Raw genomic sequence first — 16,208 nt, forward strand, 5'->3', positions numbered from 1 at the left:
GATGGCTGCTTGCGGCGCGCACGCCTCTTCGGTAAAGCTGTCTGACATGGCGGGGCGGGTCCGGTTTCTACAGGAGTAAAAGAAGGACATTTTATTACATATCCGACGCCCCGCCAGTGGAGCTCCAGATGCTGGAGCTCCCGTGCAGCGTTAGCGCTTGGCCCAGATCGACTTCAAAGGCCAGATGGTCAGATCTTTCAGCGTTGCCGCGCCGCCCACGGCGAACAGCGCGACACCGTTGCTGGACGGTTGCGGAAAGATCTGGTCGGTTAACACCACCTCGTTGCCCGCAAATACCATCACCGACGAGGTGTCGACCACGATGCGCAGGTCCACCGTGCCGGTGCGCAGGGGCAGCGGGGCGGTATGGCGGGCGGCAAAGCTGGCGTTGAAGCTGGCGTCGCCCGATTTGCTGCGGTCGATATACACCTCGCCGGCCACCGCGTCATAACCGATGACGGTTTCTTCGCCATTCGCGCCGGTGCGCACCTTCAGGCCAAAACCGGTGGCACTGCCCGGTTGGAATTTGGCCACGATGTCCAGGGCCTGACCCGGGGCGGGGGCGATAGCTAGTGCTTGCACGCCGGTGGCCACGGAACGGTCCTGGGCGCTGTACAGCGCTTTGCTGCGCAGTGTGCTGAAGTTGTCCACCGGCTGCTGCACCAGCCGCACCTGGCCGCCGATGGTGCGCAGCGTGAATTCCCGGGCGAAGGTCTGGGCGCTGCGCCATGGGGTGGTGGGCGTGTTGCCGGCGTAGTCCCAGTTGCTCATCCAGCCCAGGCCGATGCGCTTGCCATCGGGTATGCCGTTCCAGGTCACGGCGGCATAGAAGTCGGCGCCGTAGTCGAGCCAGTTGGCTTCTTCCTTGGCAGCGTCTGAAAAAACGATGTGGTCGACCAGGATATGGCCCCAGCCGCCCGTGTTTTTGTCGACCACCTGGATCTGCGCGCTCTTGCCCCGGTAGGCGTCCACGTTCCAGCTGCGCCAGTTCAGGGTTTCGGCATTGGCGCCGGTTGCGCTTTTCACCACCTGGCCGTTGACCAGCAGGTTCACCGTCGTTTCATCGCTGACGGGCTTGGCCGGCTGGTCCGATGCCTCGAACACGTCGGCAACGATGTGTCCCCAGGCGCCGTCGTTGTCGTCGATGATGACAATCTGGGCCTGCTGTCCGGCGAACTCGCGCACGTCCCAGTTTGTCCAGTTCAGTTCGGAATCCGCCCCGGTGGCGCTGCGCACCACCTTGTCATTGACCTTGAGCACCACCGCCGTGGGATTGGGGCTGCTGTAGGGATGGTTGCCGCCGCCGATGAGGAAGTTGATGTAGTCCCTGGAGATGGTGAAGGTGGGCGACGTCAGGCTGCCCTTGGACACGTCACCGGCACCGATGAGGGAATTGAACACACCCGCGCCCAGCTTGCCGGCTGCCGCTTGCCGGTCGGCGTTGCTTCCTGCGGCAACTTTTTGCCCTACCACGTCGCCGGAGGCCGTCCAGCCCAGGTCGGCGTAAGTGGCATTGGCCGGGCCTTCAAAAACGGCGCCCGGGAACAGCAGGGTTCCCGCAGGCACCGTGCCGTCGCCCGCACCGGGCAAGCGCGGATGGCGCCCGCCGCCGACCATCAGATTGATGTACTTGCTCGTGACGGTAAAGGCGGGCGAGGTGAGCGTGCCCGTGGCGCCGTCGTCCTTGCCCAGCCGGTAGGTGTCGAGCAGCTGGCTGCCCAGGTTGTCGGCCACGCCATGCGAGGGGGCCACGGGCGTCTTGCCCACAAAGTCGCCCGTCGAGGTCCAGCCGGTGGCATCGAAGCTGGCCGCTTCAAAATCCTGGTAGACGGTGCCCGTGGGGGGCTTCTTGTCGATCACGCTGTTGGCGTCGGCCACAAAGCGCGTGCCGTCGAATTTCCCCACAAAATAATGCGCCCCGGAACCACCGGCCACCGAGCCGGGGTTGATGTTGATGTTCATCACCCATTTGCGTTTGCTGGCGTCGCCATCGACGGGCAGCTCGAACAGGTCGGGACATTCCCAGATGCCGCCGACCGCGTTGGCCGGGCCAAAGGCGCTCATGTAGGTCCAGTCGCGCAGGTTCTTGGACGAAAACAGCAACGCCTGGTGCTTCTCCGAGGCAACGGCAACCATGACCCATTTTTGCTCCGGTGCATACCAGAAGACTTTTGGATCGCGGAAATTTTGCCCTTCGGTTTCAAACGGGGCCGGTGGCGCGGCAATCACCGGGTTGGCGGCGTACTGCGTCCACGTGCGTCCCCGGTCCAGGCTGTAGGCGATGGACTGGGCCTGGGCATTCGGGGCAAGCACCTGGCCGTTGGCCAGCGTTTTTCCTTGCGGGTACACGCTGGTGTAGACGGCCACCATGGCAGGATTGCCGGCGCTGCCAAGGCCGCTGGTATTGTTGGTGTCCACCACCACGCTGCCGGAGAAGAACATTTGCGTGAGCTTGCCGCCGGCGTCTTTTTCGGCCGTCAGGGCGACGGGCAGCTCGTTCCAGTGCAGCAGGTCGGTGCTGACGGCGTGGCCCCAGGACATGTCGCCCCAGGTATTGCCGTTCGGGTTGTACTGGTAGAACAGGTGGTATTCGCCGTCGTGGTAGACCAGTCCGTTGGGATCGTTCAGCCAGTTTTTGGCGGCGGTGTACGAGAGCTGGGGGCGGTAGGTTTCAAGGTGGCTGGACTGCGGCTGTCCGCTGTCGCTGTCGTTGCCGCCGCTGCAGCCCACCAGCAGGGTGGCAAGGCAAGAGGCGAGAAGAGGGAAGTGGTTTGACATGCTGTCTCCTTTATAGGTATGTTTTATTCCGGCTGCACGTTTCTCAGTCCGCCAGCGGCTCGCTGATCACACCTTTCTTGAACAGGAAATTGGCGTACGGCTGCATTTCGCCCGTCTGCACGATGGCGTAGGCGCCCTTGACGCGTTCGTAGAAGGCGAAGCGCTCGACCGCCTCGCATTGCTCGGGCGTGGCGGCGCCGGTGGCGGCGATCTGCTCGAGCATGGTGCGCTGCAGCGCCGACAGGTAGCCGTCGGCGGTGTTGCATACCTTCATGAAGGCGACCGGCTGGTCCACCATGGCGTCGAGCGGAAACACCGACAGCAGCGCCGCGCTGGCGCGCTGCAGGTCGATGCCGGGCAGGCGCACCAGCGGCTTGCCCTGGCCCAGGGTCTGGCTGGTGAAGTTGGCGTCGACCAGCACGATTTCCTCGCCATGCCCCATTTCGCACAAGATCTTCAGCAATTCCGGGCTGAGCAGCGGATCGATTCCCTTAAGCATGAGCTTCCTCCGGAAATTCCTCGGCGCTCTTCGCGCCCGTCATCACTGCCACGGTGTCGGGCATGCTGATGTGCTTCGGGTTCAGCACGGCGACGCGCTTGCCCAGGCGTTGCACGTGGATGCGGTCGGCGATCTCGAACACGTGCGGCATGTTGTGGCTGATCAAAATCACCGGCAGGCCGCGGTCGCGTACATTGCGTATCAGTTCCAGTACCATATTGCCCTCCTTTACGCCGAGTGCGGCGGTTGGTTCATCGAGAATCACGACATGTCTGGCAAACGCCGTGCTGCGCGCCACGGCCACGCCCTGGCGCTGGCCGCCAGACAAGGTGCCGACGGCTTGCTTCATCGAGCGGATGCCGATCTTCAAATCGCGCATATGGGCTTCCGCCTCGGCCAGCATCTTCTTCTTGTCGATGCAGCGCAGGAAGCGCGACAACATGCCCTTGCGCAGCAGCTCGCGGCCGAGGAACAGGTTCTCGGCGATCGTCATGGCCGGCGCCACCGCCAGGTCCTGGTACACGGTTTCGATGCCGTAGCGGCGGGCGTCGATCGGCGACTTCAGATGAATCGGCTTGCCGTCGAGCAGCATCTCGCCCTCGTCGGGCACGAGGGCGCCCGACAGGGCCTTGATCAGCGAGGATTTGCCGGCGCCGTTGTCGCCGATCACGGCGAGTATTTCTCCCGGCAATAAATCGAAATCGGTGCCGTCGAGGGCGGTCACGCTGCCGTAGCGCTTGACCAGGCCGCGGGCCTGGAATACGGCTTGCACATGTGTCGTCATGCTCATCAACCTTTCTTGTGTGTCAGTTGATCGGTGGCCACGGCCAGGATGACCAGGATGCCCGTCACCAGGATCTGGTACACCGAGGACACGCCCATCAAGGTCAGGCCGTTGCGGAACACGCCGACGATCAGCACGCCGACCAGGGTGCCCATGATCGAACCACGCCCGCCGAACAGGCTGGTGCCGCCGAGCACGACGGCGGTGATGCTGTCGAGGTTGTCGGTCTGGCCGCCTTGCGGGTCGCCCACGCCCATGCGCGCCACGGACATCAGCGCGGCGATGCCGTAGCACATCCCGGCGATCATGTAGACGCCCAGCAAAACTTTATTCGTGGCGATGCCGGTCAGGCGGGCCGCTTCCGGATTGTTGCCGACGGCGTAGAGGTGGCGGCCGGGCGCGGTCTCGCGCAGGTACAGCCAGGTCAGCACGTACATGCCCAGCATCAGCACGGTGCCGTAGGTAAAGGTGGCCTGGCCAAGCTGGAAGGTGTTGCCGAAAAATCCCATCGCTTCCGGCAGGCCGGTGACGGTCTGGGCCTGCGAGTACAGCTGCGTGACGGCGAAGGCAATGTTCATCGTGCCCAGCGTGACGATAAACGCCGGCAGCTTGATCGAAGTGACCAGCGCGCCGTTGATGAAGCCGATCAGCACGGTGACGGCGATGCCGCACCCGATCGCGAGATAGGGGTTCATGCCGAGGTCGACGGCGAATTTGGTCATGATGACCGAGCCCAGCGCCATGGCCATGCCGCAGGACAGGTCGATGCCGGCGGTCAGGATGATCAGGGTCTGGCCGATGGCGATGATGCCGACGACCATGACTTGCTGCAAAATCAGGGAAAAATTCTGGCTGCTGAGGAAGCGGTCGCTTTGCGACGCAAAGAACACGCAGGCGGCGAGCAGGGCAATGACCGGGCCCAGTTTGGAGAGCGGCGGCATAAATGTCGGAACGGTGGAACGCATCTGTTATCCATATTCAAGAGGGGAAAAAGGAGGCGCGCAGGCGGCCACGCGCCGGCAAGGCAGATCGTCTTGCCGAACGCGGCTGACTGCGTGGATTTATTTACCCCAGCAGGAGTTCAGGCCGAACGCCGTGTCGCGGCTCTCGACGCCCGCTTGCTGCTTGTCGCTGATCAGGGTGACGCCGGTATCGACGTAGCCGCTGGCCTTCTTCCCGTTCTTGGCGTACTCGACGCCGGCTTCGACGCCCAGGCCTGCCATGTTCAGCGGATACTGCTGCGAGGTCGCCGCGATGACGCCGGCCTTGACGTCGCGCACGCCGGCGCAGCCGCCGTCGACCGAGACGATCATCACGTTCTTTTCCTTGCCCACGGCCTTGAGCGCCTTGTAGGCGCCGGCAGCGGCCGGTTCGTTGATGGTGTACACGAGATTGATGTCGGGATTTTTCTGCAGGCAGTTTTCCATCGCCGTCTGGCCCTTGCCCTGGTCGCCGAAACTGTCGGCCATGCACACCACGTCGGCGGTTTTCGCCGGCCCGACCGTCTTGGCGCTGATGCCCGGCGCGCCAAAGCCGGCCAGGAAACCGTTGTGGCGGGCTATCCCCACCGGATGGCCGGGGAACAGGTCCAGCATGGCGATCTTGACGGGCTTGCCGGCGAAGGCGGCCTTCGCGTATTGGCCGATCAGCAAGCCGGCCTTGTAGTTGTCGGTGGCGAACAGCGCATCGGTGGCGTCCTGCGGCTCGGTCGGGCTGTCGAGGGCGATCACCAGCACGCCGGCTGCGCGCGCCTTCTTGATGGCCGGCACGATGGCTTTCGAATCGCTCGGGGTGATCATGATCGCCTTGGCGCCGGCGGCCACCATGTTCTCGATCGCCGTGACTTGGCCGGCGTTGTCGCCGTCGGCGCGTCCGGCCGCCGTCAACAGCTTGGCGCCCTTCAGTTTCGCGCGTTGCTGCGCGCCTTCTTTCATCTTCACGAAGAAGGGGTTGGTATCGGTCTTGGTGATCAGGCCGACGATTGCTTCCTCGGCCATGGCGGCGCCGCCGGCTGCCGTCAGGATAGCCAGTGCGATGCATTGTTTGACGTTCATTGTGTTGTCTCCAGAATCTATTTATTTTTTACCGGGAGGCGATTGCCTCGGCCTGGGGGCGGCCGTCAATGCGGTGCCCGAGCCAAATATACGCCCGGCTAATTAATAAATCAAGCGGCTTTATATATTGTGTGTGGTAAAAAAGACCAGCCCATCGGGGCCGGCATGGAGGCCGTTTTGCTGAAAAATAGTATTTGAAAACTGGCCGCTTTTGCAGTGGTGGCGGGCCTGCTTTGTTTTTATAGTGAGTTCACCGGTGGAAAACCGCCGGACTATAAAAATGGAGACGTGTTATGAAAATCATGACTGCTGTTGCATGGGGCGCCCTCATGTCCGCCGGATTTGCAGACGCCTCGGCGCAAAGCTGCTCGGTGCCCGTGATCAAGGTGCTGGCGCAAAAAAGCCTGGGCCTGACGGTGATGGAAAAGACCCTCGCCGAGTATGAAAAGAAAAGCGGCACCAAGGTTCAAATCAGCTATTTCGGCGAAAACGACCGCCGCTCGAAAGCCCGTCTCGACGCTTCCACCAAGGCCGGCTCCTACCAGATCTATTACATCGACGAAGCCAACGTGGCCGAATTCGCCACGGCCGGCTGGGTCGTCCCCCTGCTCAAATACCTGCCCAAGGACGCCGATTACGACGACTTCCTGCCGGGCCGCCGCGCCGTCGCCTCGTACAAGGGCGTAGCCTATTTCGCGCCCCTGATCGGCGGCAGCGATTTCCTGTTCTACCGCCGCGACCTGCTGGAAAAGGCCGGCATCGCCGTGCCGAAGACGCTCGACGAACTGGTCGCCGCCGTGAAGAAAATGAACAGCCCGCCGAACGTGTATGGCTGGGCCGCGCGGGGCCAGCGCGGCTCGGGCATGAATGTGTGGCGCTGGGCGCCGTTCATGCTGGCCGCCGGCGGCAAGTGGGAAAACAACGGCGTGCCCGCCTTCAATTCGCCGCAGGCCGTGAAAGCCACCACGCTGTACCGCGAGCTGTTCAAGTATTCGCCGCCGGGCGGCGCCACCTACGACTGGAGCAACGCGCTCGAAGCATTCAGGTCGGGCAAGGTGGCTTTCATGATCGAGTCGACGCCGTTTGCCGACTGGATGGAAGACCCGAAAAAATCCTCGGTGGTCGACAAGGTCGGCTATGTGCGTCCGCCATCGCCGCTGCCATCGGCCGCGTATGGCCACGGCCTGGCCATTTCCGCCACCGGTGCGAAAGATGAATGCACGCGCCAGGCGGCCGGCAAGTTCATCGCCTTCGCCACGGGCAAGGAGCAGGAGCAGGCGCGCCTGAAGGACAACGTCTTCAGCGACTACAACCGCACCAGCACCATCAACAGCGACTACTTCCGCAAGCACGTCAAGCCGCAGATCCAGGCGGGCCTGACGGACACCACGCCCGTCTCGCGCGTGACCATCTGGCCTAGCCCCGAGTGGCCGGACATCGGCGACAACCTGGGCGTCGTGCTGGAAGAAGTGTTTACGGGCACGCGCGGCGACGTGCAAAGCGCGCTCGATGAGGCGAATGAGTATGCGACGGAAGTAGTTTCGCGGGCGAAGAAGCGCAAATAAGCCCCGGGGTCGGTCGCTTCGCGATCGGATTGCGCCCCACTGGTGCGCAATTCCCCGCCGGGTCTGACCCCAGCTCTTGCTTTTGGGTTAAAGCCAGCGCTTGCCCGTTCTCGTTTGAAAGCTGATTCCTATGCCGCATACCATCCATAAAAAACGCCACACCTGGCTGCCGGCCGTCTTCCTGACCCTGCCGCTGCTGGTCCTGCTGGTCCTGGGCCTGGTGCCCAGCATCGCCGCCATCAACCTGGCCCTGCAAAACCGTGTGCTGCGCTACAGCGACAGCGACTACGTCGGCTTTGCCAATTTTCTCCGCCTGTTCGGCGACCGCCGCTTCGTCAATGCCGTGCAGGTATCGGCCATCTGGGAAGTGGTCACCGTGGCCGGCTCGCTGATCGTCGGCGTGCTGCTGGCCGTGTTCCTGTTCGAGAAGGTGAAGGGACGCACGCGTGACATCATCGCGCTGCTCTTGATCGTGCCCGTGCTGCTGCCGCGCGTGTCGGCCGCCTTCATCTGGAAGTTCATGTATTCGCCGCTGATGGGCATTTTGAACTGGATGCTCGAATGCGTGGGACTGGGCGGCACGGCCCTGCTGTCCGACCCCGCCACGGCCCTGTACGCGGTGGCGCTGGTCGACATCTGGCAGTGGGGCCTGTTCTTTGGCGCCGTGATCCTGAAGCTGCTGGAAACCCTGCCCGGCGAACCGCTGGAAGCGGCGCGCCTCGACTACGCCAGCACGCTCCAGGTGTATGCGTATATCGCGCTGCCCATGCTGAAGGTGCCCATCATGAGCCTCGTGTTCATCAAGATGGTCGAGTCGCTGCGTTCGTTCGACCTGATTTACGTGATGACCAAGGGCGGCCCCGGCATTTCCACGGAAACGCTGGACATGTACGCGTATGCGCAGGGCATCGGCCTGATGGGCAAGGTGTCGTACGCGTCCAGCATGGCCGTGCTGATGATGCTGGCCACGACAGTAATATTCACCCTGCTCTGGAAGCGAGTCGCCAAATGGGAAAACTGACTAAGAACACCCTAACCAAACCTACTGCGCAGCGCGATTTGCGGCCTCCGATGCTCACTGTGCATGCGCACAGCTCCGCTTCTCAGCCACAACTCACATCTGCTCGCAACGGTTTTGTCAGGTGTCTTAGGGTGCTGCGCACCCCGGGCGGCATTGGTGCCATCACCACCACCGCCATTACCACCGTCATCGTGCTGGTGGCGCTGTTCCCCATCCTGTGGGCCGTGCTCAATTCCTTCAAGGAGTTGATGGACATCGTCACGCCCGTGCCGCGCTTTTTCTTCAGCCCGACTCTGGCCAACTACAAGCAGGTGCTGGCCAGCCCGGAAGTGCTGACGGGGCTGGGCAACAGCGTGGCCATCGTTGGCGTCGCCGTGTTGCTGGGCGCCGTGCTGGGCGTGCCGGCCGCGTATGCGATCGCCCGCTATCCGATTCCGGCCAAGAAGGATATCCAGTTCTTCCTGCTGTCGCTGCGCTTTTTGCCACCGGTCGCCGTCGCCATTCCGCTGATCTCGATCTGGATCGACCTGGGTCTGTACGACTCGCGCCTGTCGATGGTGGTGACGTATCTGCTGGTGACCCTGTCGACCATCATCTGGCTGTCGATTCCCGCGTTTGCCCGCATCCCGAAAGAGATCGAGGAAGCGGCCGCGCTCGATGGCTACGGCCCTTACCAGGTGTTCTGGTACGTGGCCCTGCCGGTGGCCTCCAAAACCCTGATGGGCGGCATCGTCTTCAGCTTCGTGCTGGTCTGGAATGAACTGATGATCGCGCTGGCGCTGACCTCGTCGAAAAGCATGACCCTGCCCGTGGTGGCATCGGCCTTTACCTCGATGGGCCAGGAAGTGCCGTGGGGCGTGGTGAACGCTTCCACCGTGCTGCTGGCGCTGCCGCCGCTGCTGTTCGTCGGCATCCTGGGACGGCTGCTCAACTCCATGCTCAAACATAAATAAGGAATCCCATCATGCAAGCTCTCGTACTGGAACAAGCGCATTCCATCACCCTGCGCGACATCGACCTGCCGCTGGCCGTCGGCCCACGTGACGTGAAAATCAGGATCCACACCGTGGGCATCTGCGGCAGCGACGTGCATTACTTCAAACATGGCAAGATCGGCCCCTTCGCCGTCGAAGCGCCGATGGTGCTCGGCCACGAGGCGTCCGGCGTGGTGGCGGAAGTGGGCGATGAGGTGACGCACCTGAAGGTGGGCGACCGCGTGTGCATGGAGCCGGGCGTGCCGCAGTTCGATTCGCCGGCCACCATGCGCGGCCTGTACAACCTCGATCCCGCCGTGCGCTTCTGGGCCACGCCGCCCATCCATGGTTGCCTCACGCCGTACGTCGTGCATCCGGCCGCCTTTACCTTCAAGCTGCCCGACAACGTCAGCTTCGGCGAAGGCGCCATCGTCGAACCGCTGGCCATCGGCCTGCAGGCGGCAAAGAAGGCGGCCATCAAGCCGGGCGACGTGGCTGTCGTGATCGGCGCCGGCACCATCGGCGCCATGAATGCGCTGGCCGCGCTGGCGGGCGGCTGCTCGCGCGTGATCCTGGCCGACCTGGTGCCGGAAAAGCTGGCCCTGTTCGCGGACAATCCCGCCGTGACCACGGTCGACGTGCGCCACGCCAGCCTGGCGGACACGGTGCGCGCACTGACGGAAGGCTGGGGCGCCGACATCGTTTTCGAGGCCAGCGGCAGCATGCGCGCCTACGACAATATCGTCGACCTGCTGTGCCCGAACGGCTGCCTTGTGCTGGTCGGCATGCCGCCCGAGCACGTCCCCTTTGATATCGTCGCCATCCAGGCCAGGGAAGTGCGCATCGAATCCGTCTTCCGCTACGCGAACATCTTCCCGCGCGCCATCGCCTTGCTGGCCTCGGGCAAGATCGACGTGAAGCCCTTCATTTCGCGCACCTTCGGCTTTGCCGACGGCGTGCAGGCGTTCGAGGAAGCGGCCAAGGGCCATCCGCGCGACGTCAAGATCCAGATTGAACTGGCAGGAGACTGATCATGGCAAACATCGCTTGCAGGCAGCTGCACAAGACTTATGACGAGAAGACGGCCGTGCTGCAGCCGTTCGACCTGGAAATCGATGACGGCGAATTCATCGTCCTGCTGGGGCCATCGGGCTGCGGCAAGTCGACCCTGCTGCGCATGATCGCGGGCCTGGAAGACATCAGCGGCGGCGAGCTGCACATCGGCGGCGCCATCGTCAACGACTTGCCGCCGCGCGCGCGCAACGTGGCGATGGTATTCCAGAACTACGCGCTGTATCCGCACATGACGGTGTACGACAATATCGCCTTCGGCCTGCGCCGCCTGAAGGTACCGAACGACGAGATCGAGCGCCGCGTGCGCGAGGTGGCGGCCATCCTCAGCCTGGACAGCCTGCTGGAACGCAAGCCGCGCGCCATGTCGGGCGGTCAGCAGCAACGCACGGCCATTGCGCGCGCCATGATCAAGACGCCACAGGTGTTCCTGTTCGACGAACCGCTGTCGAATCTGGACGCCAAGCTGCGCGCGCAGCTGCGCGCCGACATCAAGCGCCTGCACCGCCGCCTGCGCACCACCACCCTGTACGTCACGCACGACCAGCTCGAAGCCATGACCCTGGCCGACCGGGTGGTGCTGATGAAAGGCGGGCATATCGAGCAGATCGGCACGCCGGCGCAGCTGTACAACCATCCGCGCACCCTGTTCGCGGCAGGCTTCATCGGCACGCCTGCCATGAATTTCATCGATGGCGTCGTCGAAAAAGACGGCGGGCAAACGGTGCTCGTGTGCGCCGGCTACCGCTGGCCATTGATTTCCTCCCGCTTCGCGGCGCTGCATTCGGGTGCGCGCGTGGTCTTCGGCCTGCGCCCGAATCATTTGCGCACGGCGCTGCCGCAGGAGCCGGCAGGCACGCATGGCCTGGCGTGCGTGATCGACCTGGTCGAGCTGCTGGGCGCCGAAGCGCTGATCAGCTTCCAGTACGGCGCCTTGAGCCTGTCGGCCCTGCTGCCGGCGAACGCGGCTAACAGTGCGGTGCAGGCGGGGCAGACCCTGGCGCTGGCCTTCGATGAAGAGCACATGCACCTGTTCGACGCCGACAGCGGGCTGGCCGTGGCGGCCAGTGGTCAGGTAAGTGGTTAGAATAGCTGGCAACGAGACCGCGCAAGGAACTGCCGTGACGCCTGACCTGGAACTGATCCACAAACCGATCCACGAATCGTTTCGCGCGTGGGCGCACGGCTTTCCGCACACGGTGGCGAAATGGCATTTTCATCCCGAGTACGAACTGCACTTCATCATCACGTCAAACGGCAAATTTTTTATCGGCGACCATATTGGCAGTTACGGGGCGGGCAATCTGATCCTGACGGGGCCGAACCTGCCGCATAACTGGGTCAGCGAACTGCCGGAAGGCGTGGTCTTGCCCGAGCGCGACCTGGTGCTGCAGTTTTCCAGCGACTTCATCGAACGGTGCGCGCTGCTGTTCCCGGAAATGGCGCCCCTGAAAGCCCTGCTGGGCGAGGCTGGCAGGGGCTTGCAATTTCCCGATGCGCTGGGCCTGCGCCTGGTGCCGCTGATGAAGGAATTGACGACGGCGCAGGGCTTGCGCCGGGTCGAACTGTTTACGCGTTTGTTCGGCGAGCTGTGCGAGTGCCGCGAGCGGCGGCCCCTGGCCAGCGTCACTTATCTGGCGCAGGCGGGCCGCTACATGTCGTCGACCATCAACCTGGTGCTGGCGTATATCAAGCAGAACATCACGCTCGATTTTTGCGAGCAGGATGTGGCCGACGTGGCGGAAATGAATACCTTGAAATTCACGCGTTTCTTCCGCAAGCATACGGGCACCTCGTTCATTCAATACGTGAACCAGGAGCGCATCGCGCTGGCCTGCGAGCTGCTGATGAATACGGACATGAAGGTCACCGATATCTGCTACCGCACGGGCTTCAACAACCTTTCCAATTTCAACCGCCAGTTTTTGGCGCACAAGCACATGTCGCCGTCGAAATTTCGCTCCTGCCTGCTGATGAACATGCCCGATCCATCCGGCGACGGCCATTCTTAACTTTATTCTGGAATCAAATGACTTATCTCGGTATCGATATCGGCACTTCCGAAGTCAAGGCCATCCTCACCGATGACGCCCAAGCCATCCTCGCCAGCGCCGGCGTGACCCTGCGCGTGTCCAGCCCCCATCCCGGCTGGTCGGAACAGAATCCCGAAGACTGGTGGCACGCCACACTGGATGTCATCGCCGCCATCCGCGCCGCGCAGCCGGTGGCATTTTCCGACTTGCGCGGCATCGCCCTGTCGGGCCAGATGCATGGCGCGACCCTGCTCGACAAGCAGCAGCACGTGCTGCGCGCGGCCATCCTGTGGAACGATACGCGCGCCTTTGCCGAGTGCGTGGAACTCGAGGCGCTGGTGCCCGAGTCGCGCGCCATCACGGGAAACCAGGCCATGCCCGGCTTCACGGCGCCCAAGCTGCTGTGGCTGCAAAAGTACGAGCCCTCGCTGTTCCGCGCCACGGCCAAGGTCTTGCTGCCCAAGGATTACGTGGCCCTGCGCCTGACGGGCGAGTATGTGTCCGACATGTCCGACGCTTCCGGCACCCTGTGGCTGGACGTGGCCAAACGCGACTGGTCCGAGCGCATGCTGGCCGCCACCGGTTTGACGCGCGAGCACATGCCGCGCCTGGTCGAGGGCAGCGCCGCCGCCGCGCAGGTGCGGCCTTCGCTGTGCCAGGAATGGGGCATCGCGCACCCGGTGCTGCTGGCCGGCGGCGCGGGCGACAATGCGGCGGCGGCTGTCGGCCTGGGCGTGGTGGAGCCGGGCGCCGGCCTGCTGTCGCTGGGGACCTCGGGCGTGCTGTTCGCCGGCAGCGACGGTTTTGCACCGAATCCCGGCCAGGGCGTGCACGCGTTCTGCCATTGCCTGCCCGAGCGCTGGCACCAGATGAGCGTGATCCTCAGCGCCGCGTCCAGCCTCAGCTGGGTGGCGCGGCTGACGCAGTCGAGCGACATCGGCGAATTGGTCAGCCTGGCGGAAAACGTCGAGGCGCGCACGGCGCCCATCTTTTTGCCTTACCTGAGCGGCGAACGCACGCCGCATAACGACGCTTCCGCGCGCGGCGTGTTTTTTGGCTTGTCGACGGAACACGGACGGGCCGAGCTGGCCTACAGCGTGATGGAAGGCGTGGCCTTTGCCATGGCCGACGGCAATGCGGCCTTGCGCAGCGCCGGCACGCATCTGGAAGAAGCGTCGTTCGTGGGCGGCGGTTCGCGCAGCCGCTTCTGGGCGCAGCTGTGCGCGAATGCCTCGGGCTTGAACGTGCTGCGCCACGACCACGGCGCGGCTGGCGGCACCATGGGCGCGGCGCGCCTGGCGCAAATGGCCGTGACGGGCTTGCCGCCCGCGCAGGTGTGCACGCGCCCGCCCGTACAGGAAACGGTCGCGCCGCAAGCCTCCGCCGTGCTGGACGAACGCCTGGCGCGCTACCGGCGTTTGTATCCGCTGCTGCGCGAGGAGTTTGCGGGAGCGGCCGCGGCGTAGCGCTGAAACGACCGGCAAGATTGCCGGCCTGACCATGCTGCGAACACGTCACTATGGCTAGGCAGTCAACCTTTCCTTGTAATTTGTTGTTTCTATGTTGAAAGTGTTTCTCTAGCGAAAGCCTTGCTTTGTTTTTCTCGGGGCGCGCCGCATGATTTCCCATTTGGTGAGAATTGGATAGTTTTTGGCGGCGCCTTTGTTGCCATCCTGTTCTTGCCGCCGGGAGAAACACATGCAACTTGCGAATCTTAAAATCTCCGTCCGCCTCGGTCTCCTGGGCGCCTTCTTCTTTCTTGCGCTGGTGTTCGTCGGCGCGCGCGGCTGGAGCGCGCTCGACGCGGCCAGTGCCCGCAGCGCGGACGCCATGCAGCGTTCCGTGGCCCTGACGGAAGCGGTCGATGCGGCGCGCAGCGCGCAGGTGGAATTCAAGATCCAGGTGCAGGAGTGGAAAAACATTTTGCTGCGCGGCGGCGATGCGGCCGCCTTCCAGCGTTACCGCGAAGCGTTTGTCGCCAGCGGCGCGCAGACGCGCAAGGAATTGAAAAGCCTGCAATCGATGATGGCGGCGCTGGGCCTCGACACGGCGCCCGTGCAACAGGCGCTGCAGGCGCACGACGCGCTGGGCGTGAGTTACCTGGCGGCCTTGCAAAAATTCGATGGCGCGCGCGCCGACAGCGCCCAGGCCGTCGATGCGCTGGTCAAGGGCATGGACCGCGAACCGACGCGCCAGATCGACGCCATCGTGGCCGCCATCGGCAAGCAGTCGCACAGCCTGATGGCGCAGATGAAGGAACAGGACGCGGCCGCGCACCGTAGCGCCAGCATCGCCATGCTGGCCACTGTGCTGGTGACCCTGGTCGTCGGCAGCGTCACCGTGTGGTGGCTGATCCGCAGCATCACGGTGCCGCTGGGCGCGGCCGTCGGCATCGCCCAGCAAGTGGCGGCCGGCGACCTGCGCGCCGTGGTGGCCGATGGCAGCCGCGATGAAATCGGCGACCTGCTGAGGGCCCTGAAAGCGATGAGCGGCAACCTGGCCGCCATCGTTGGACGGGTGCGCACCGGCACGGACGCCATCGCCACGGCCTCGGCGGAAATCGCCAGCGGCAATATGGACCTGTCCTCGCGCACGGAAGAACAAGCCAGTTCGCTGGAAGAGACGGCCGCCTCGATGATCGAGCTGACATCCACCGTGCGGCAGAATAACGAGAATGCCGACCAGGCGCGCCAGCTGGCCGGCGGCGCGTCCGACGTGGCGCAGCGCGGCGGCGCAGCCGTGGCGCAGGTGGTGCAGACCATGAGCCATATCAATGCTTCGTCCAAGCGCATCGTCGACATCATCGCCGTCATCGACGGCATCGCCTTTCAGACGAATATTCTGGCCCTGAATGCGGCCGTGGAAGCGGCGCGCGCGGGCGAACAGGGGCGTGGTTTCGCCGTCGTGGCGACGGAAGTGCGCAGCCTGGCGCACCGCTCGGCCGCGGCGGCCATGGAAATCAAGCAGCTGATCGGCGAATCCGTGCGCACGGTGGAAGAGGGCAGCGTGCTGGCCGGCCAGGCGGGGCGCACGATGGATGACGTGGTGAGCAGCGTGCAGCGCGTGAACGCCATCATCGGCGAGATCGCCGTGGCCAGCGTGGAGCAGCGCGACGGCATCGAGCAGATCAGCATCGCCATCAGCCAGATGGATGGCGTGACGCAGCAGAACGCGGCCCTGGTGGAGCAGGCCGCCGCCGCCGCAGACGCGCTGCAGCAGCAGGCGGCCAGTCTGGCCGACGCCGTCAGCATCTTCAAGCTGCACGGCACGCCCCGCGTGGCCGCATCGGCGGGCGCCACCCCGGGCAGGACGCTGTCGCTGGCTTGAAGCACACGTTCCGCGCGCCGCTTGATGCCAGTCAAGCGGCGCCCGATCAGGCAAATATCGCGCCGAAATTCTTATATTATTTCCTTTCAGCATGTATCTGCG

At 63.9% G+C, this 16,208-nt stretch carries 13 protein-coding genes; 8 read left to right on the top strand and 5 right to left on the bottom strand.

The genetic code is table 11. The features are described from left to right. Window positions 1-150: 150 nt before the first annotated feature. The 5 genes from ASN89_RS07555 to ASN89_RS07575 form a co-directional block, all read right to left on the bottom strand. Window positions 151-2,778, bottom strand: coding sequence for a glycoside hydrolase family 32 protein (locus tag ASN89_RS07555; protein WP_082654464.1), 2,628 nt, complete (start codon window positions 2,776-2,778; stop codon window positions 151-153). A 43-nt stretch (window positions 2,779-2,821) separates the two neighbouring features. Further along, window positions 2,822-3,277, bottom strand: coding sequence for an RbsD/FucU family protein (locus ASN89_RS07560; RefSeq protein ID WP_058048859.1), 456 nt, complete (start codon window positions 3,275-3,277; stop codon window positions 2,822-2,824). Continuing rightward, complete coding sequence (locus tag ASN89_RS07565) at window positions 3,270-4,067, bottom strand: ATP-binding cassette domain-containing protein (RefSeq protein ID WP_058048860.1); 798 nt, start codon at window positions 4,065-4,067, stop codon at window positions 3,270-3,272. Before ASN89_RS07565 ends, ASN89_RS07560 begins: the two co-directional genes overlap by 8 nt. After that, window positions 4,067-5,026 carry an ABC transporter permease gene (locus ASN89_RS07570; RefSeq protein ID WP_046686049.1) on the bottom strand — a complete coding sequence of 320 codons (960 nt, stop codon included), beginning with the start codon at window positions 5,024-5,026 and terminating at the stop codon, window positions 4,067-4,069. The genes ASN89_RS07565 and ASN89_RS07570 overlap by 1 nt, the downstream gene beginning before the upstream one ends. Before the next feature lie 96 nt (window positions 5,027-5,122). Continuing rightward, window positions 5,123-6,115, bottom strand: coding sequence for a sugar ABC transporter substrate-binding protein (locus ASN89_RS07575; protein WP_058048861.1), 993 nt, complete (start codon window positions 6,113-6,115; stop codon window positions 5,123-5,125). A 293-nt stretch (window positions 6,116-6,408) separates the two neighbouring features. On the opposite strand from ASN89_RS07575, the gene ASN89_RS07580 reads away from it, so the two are divergent. The 8 genes from ASN89_RS07580 (at window position 6,409) to ASN89_RS07615 (ending at window position 16,106) form a co-directional block, all read left to right on the top strand. Beyond that, window positions 6,409-7,680, top strand: a complete 1,272-nt coding sequence (locus ASN89_RS07580; RefSeq protein ID WP_046686047.1) for an ABC transporter substrate-binding protein — start codon at window positions 6,409-6,411, stop codon at window positions 7,678-7,680. A gap of 130 nt (window positions 7,681-7,810) precedes the next feature. Beyond that, on the top strand, window positions 7,811-8,701 hold the full coding sequence (locus ASN89_RS07585; protein WP_058048862.1) for a carbohydrate ABC transporter permease: 891 nt from the start codon (window positions 7,811-7,813) through the stop codon (window positions 8,699-8,701). Window positions 8,702-8,835: 134 nt separating this feature from the next. Continuing rightward, entirely contained in the window at window positions 8,836-9,654 is an 819-nt protein-coding gene (locus ASN89_RS07590; protein WP_414842506.1) for a carbohydrate ABC transporter permease, read from the top strand. A gap of 11 nt (window positions 9,655-9,665) precedes the next feature. Continuing rightward, window positions 9,666-10,706 carry an NAD(P)-dependent alcohol dehydrogenase gene (locus ASN89_RS07595; RefSeq protein ID WP_058048864.1) on the top strand — a complete coding sequence of 347 codons (1,041 nt, stop codon included), beginning with the start codon at window positions 9,666-9,668 and terminating at the stop codon, window positions 10,704-10,706. 2 nt (window positions 10,707-10,708) lie between these two features. Further along, window positions 10,709-11,833, top strand: a complete 1,125-nt coding sequence (locus ASN89_RS07600; RefSeq protein ID WP_082654466.1) for an ABC transporter ATP-binding protein — start codon at window positions 10,709-10,711, stop codon at window positions 11,831-11,833. Window positions 11,834-11,867: 34 nt separating this feature from the next. Beyond that, entirely contained in the window at window positions 11,868-12,758 is an 891-nt protein-coding gene (locus ASN89_RS07605; protein WP_058048865.1) for an AraC family transcriptional regulator, read from the top strand. A 17-nt stretch (window positions 12,759-12,775) separates the two neighbouring features. Next, window positions 12,776-14,245 carry a xylulokinase gene (gene xylB / locus ASN89_RS07610; protein ID WP_058048866.1) on the top strand — a complete coding sequence of 490 codons (1,470 nt, stop codon included), beginning with the start codon at window positions 12,776-12,778 and terminating at the stop codon, window positions 14,243-14,245. Between the two features lie 232 nt (window positions 14,246-14,477). Next, complete coding sequence (locus ASN89_RS07615) at window positions 14,478-16,106, top strand: methyl-accepting chemotaxis protein (protein ID WP_058048867.1); 1,629 nt, start codon at window positions 14,478-14,480, stop codon at window positions 16,104-16,106. Window positions 16,107-16,208: the final 102 nt, after the last annotated feature.

The sequence above is a fragment of the Janthinobacterium sp. Ant5-2-1 genome (assembly GCF_001445815.1).
Taxonomy (GTDB): domain Bacteria; phylum Pseudomonadota; class Gammaproteobacteria; order Burkholderiales; family Burkholderiaceae_D; genus Janthinobacterium; species Janthinobacterium lividum_E.

Bases quoted from the DNA above. Each gene is read 5' to 3' on its own strand.
- ASN89_RS07555 (WP_082654464.1), bottom strand. From the start codon at position 2,778: ATGTCAAACCACTTCCCTCTTCTCGCCTCTTGCCTTGCCACCCTGCTG.
- ASN89_RS07560 (WP_058048859.1), bottom strand. From the start codon at position 3,277: ATGCTTAAGGGAATCGATCCGCTGCTCAGCCCGGAATTGCTGAAGATC.
- ASN89_RS07565 (WP_058048860.1), bottom strand. From the start codon at position 4,067: ATGAGCATGACGACACATGTGCAAGCCGTATTCCAGGCCCGCGGCCTG.
- ASN89_RS07570 (WP_046686049.1), bottom strand. From the start codon at position 5,026: ATGCGTTCCACCGTTCCGACATTTATGCCGCCGCTCTCCAAACTGGGC.
- ASN89_RS07575 (WP_058048861.1), bottom strand. From the start codon at position 6,115: ATGAACGTCAAACAATGCATCGCACTGGCTATCCTGACGGCAGCCGGC.
- ASN89_RS07580 (WP_046686047.1), top strand. From the start codon at position 6,409: ATGAAAATCATGACTGCTGTTGCATGGGGCGCCCTCATGTCCGCCGGA.
- ASN89_RS07585 (WP_058048862.1), top strand. From the start codon at position 7,811: ATGCCGCATACCATCCATAAAAAACGCCACACCTGGCTGCCGGCCGTC.
- ASN89_RS07595 (WP_058048864.1), top strand. From the start codon at position 9,666: ATGCAAGCTCTCGTACTGGAACAAGCGCATTCCATCACCCTGCGCGAC.
- ASN89_RS07600 (WP_082654466.1), top strand. From the start codon at position 10,709: ATGGCAAACATCGCTTGCAGGCAGCTGCACAAGACTTATGACGAGAAG.
- xylB (WP_058048866.1), top strand. From the start codon at position 12,776: ATGACTTATCTCGGTATCGATATCGGCACTTCCGAAGTCAAGGCCATC.
- ASN89_RS07615 (WP_058048867.1), top strand. From the start codon at position 14,478: ATGCAACTTGCGAATCTTAAAATCTCCGTCCGCCTCGGTCTCCTGGGC.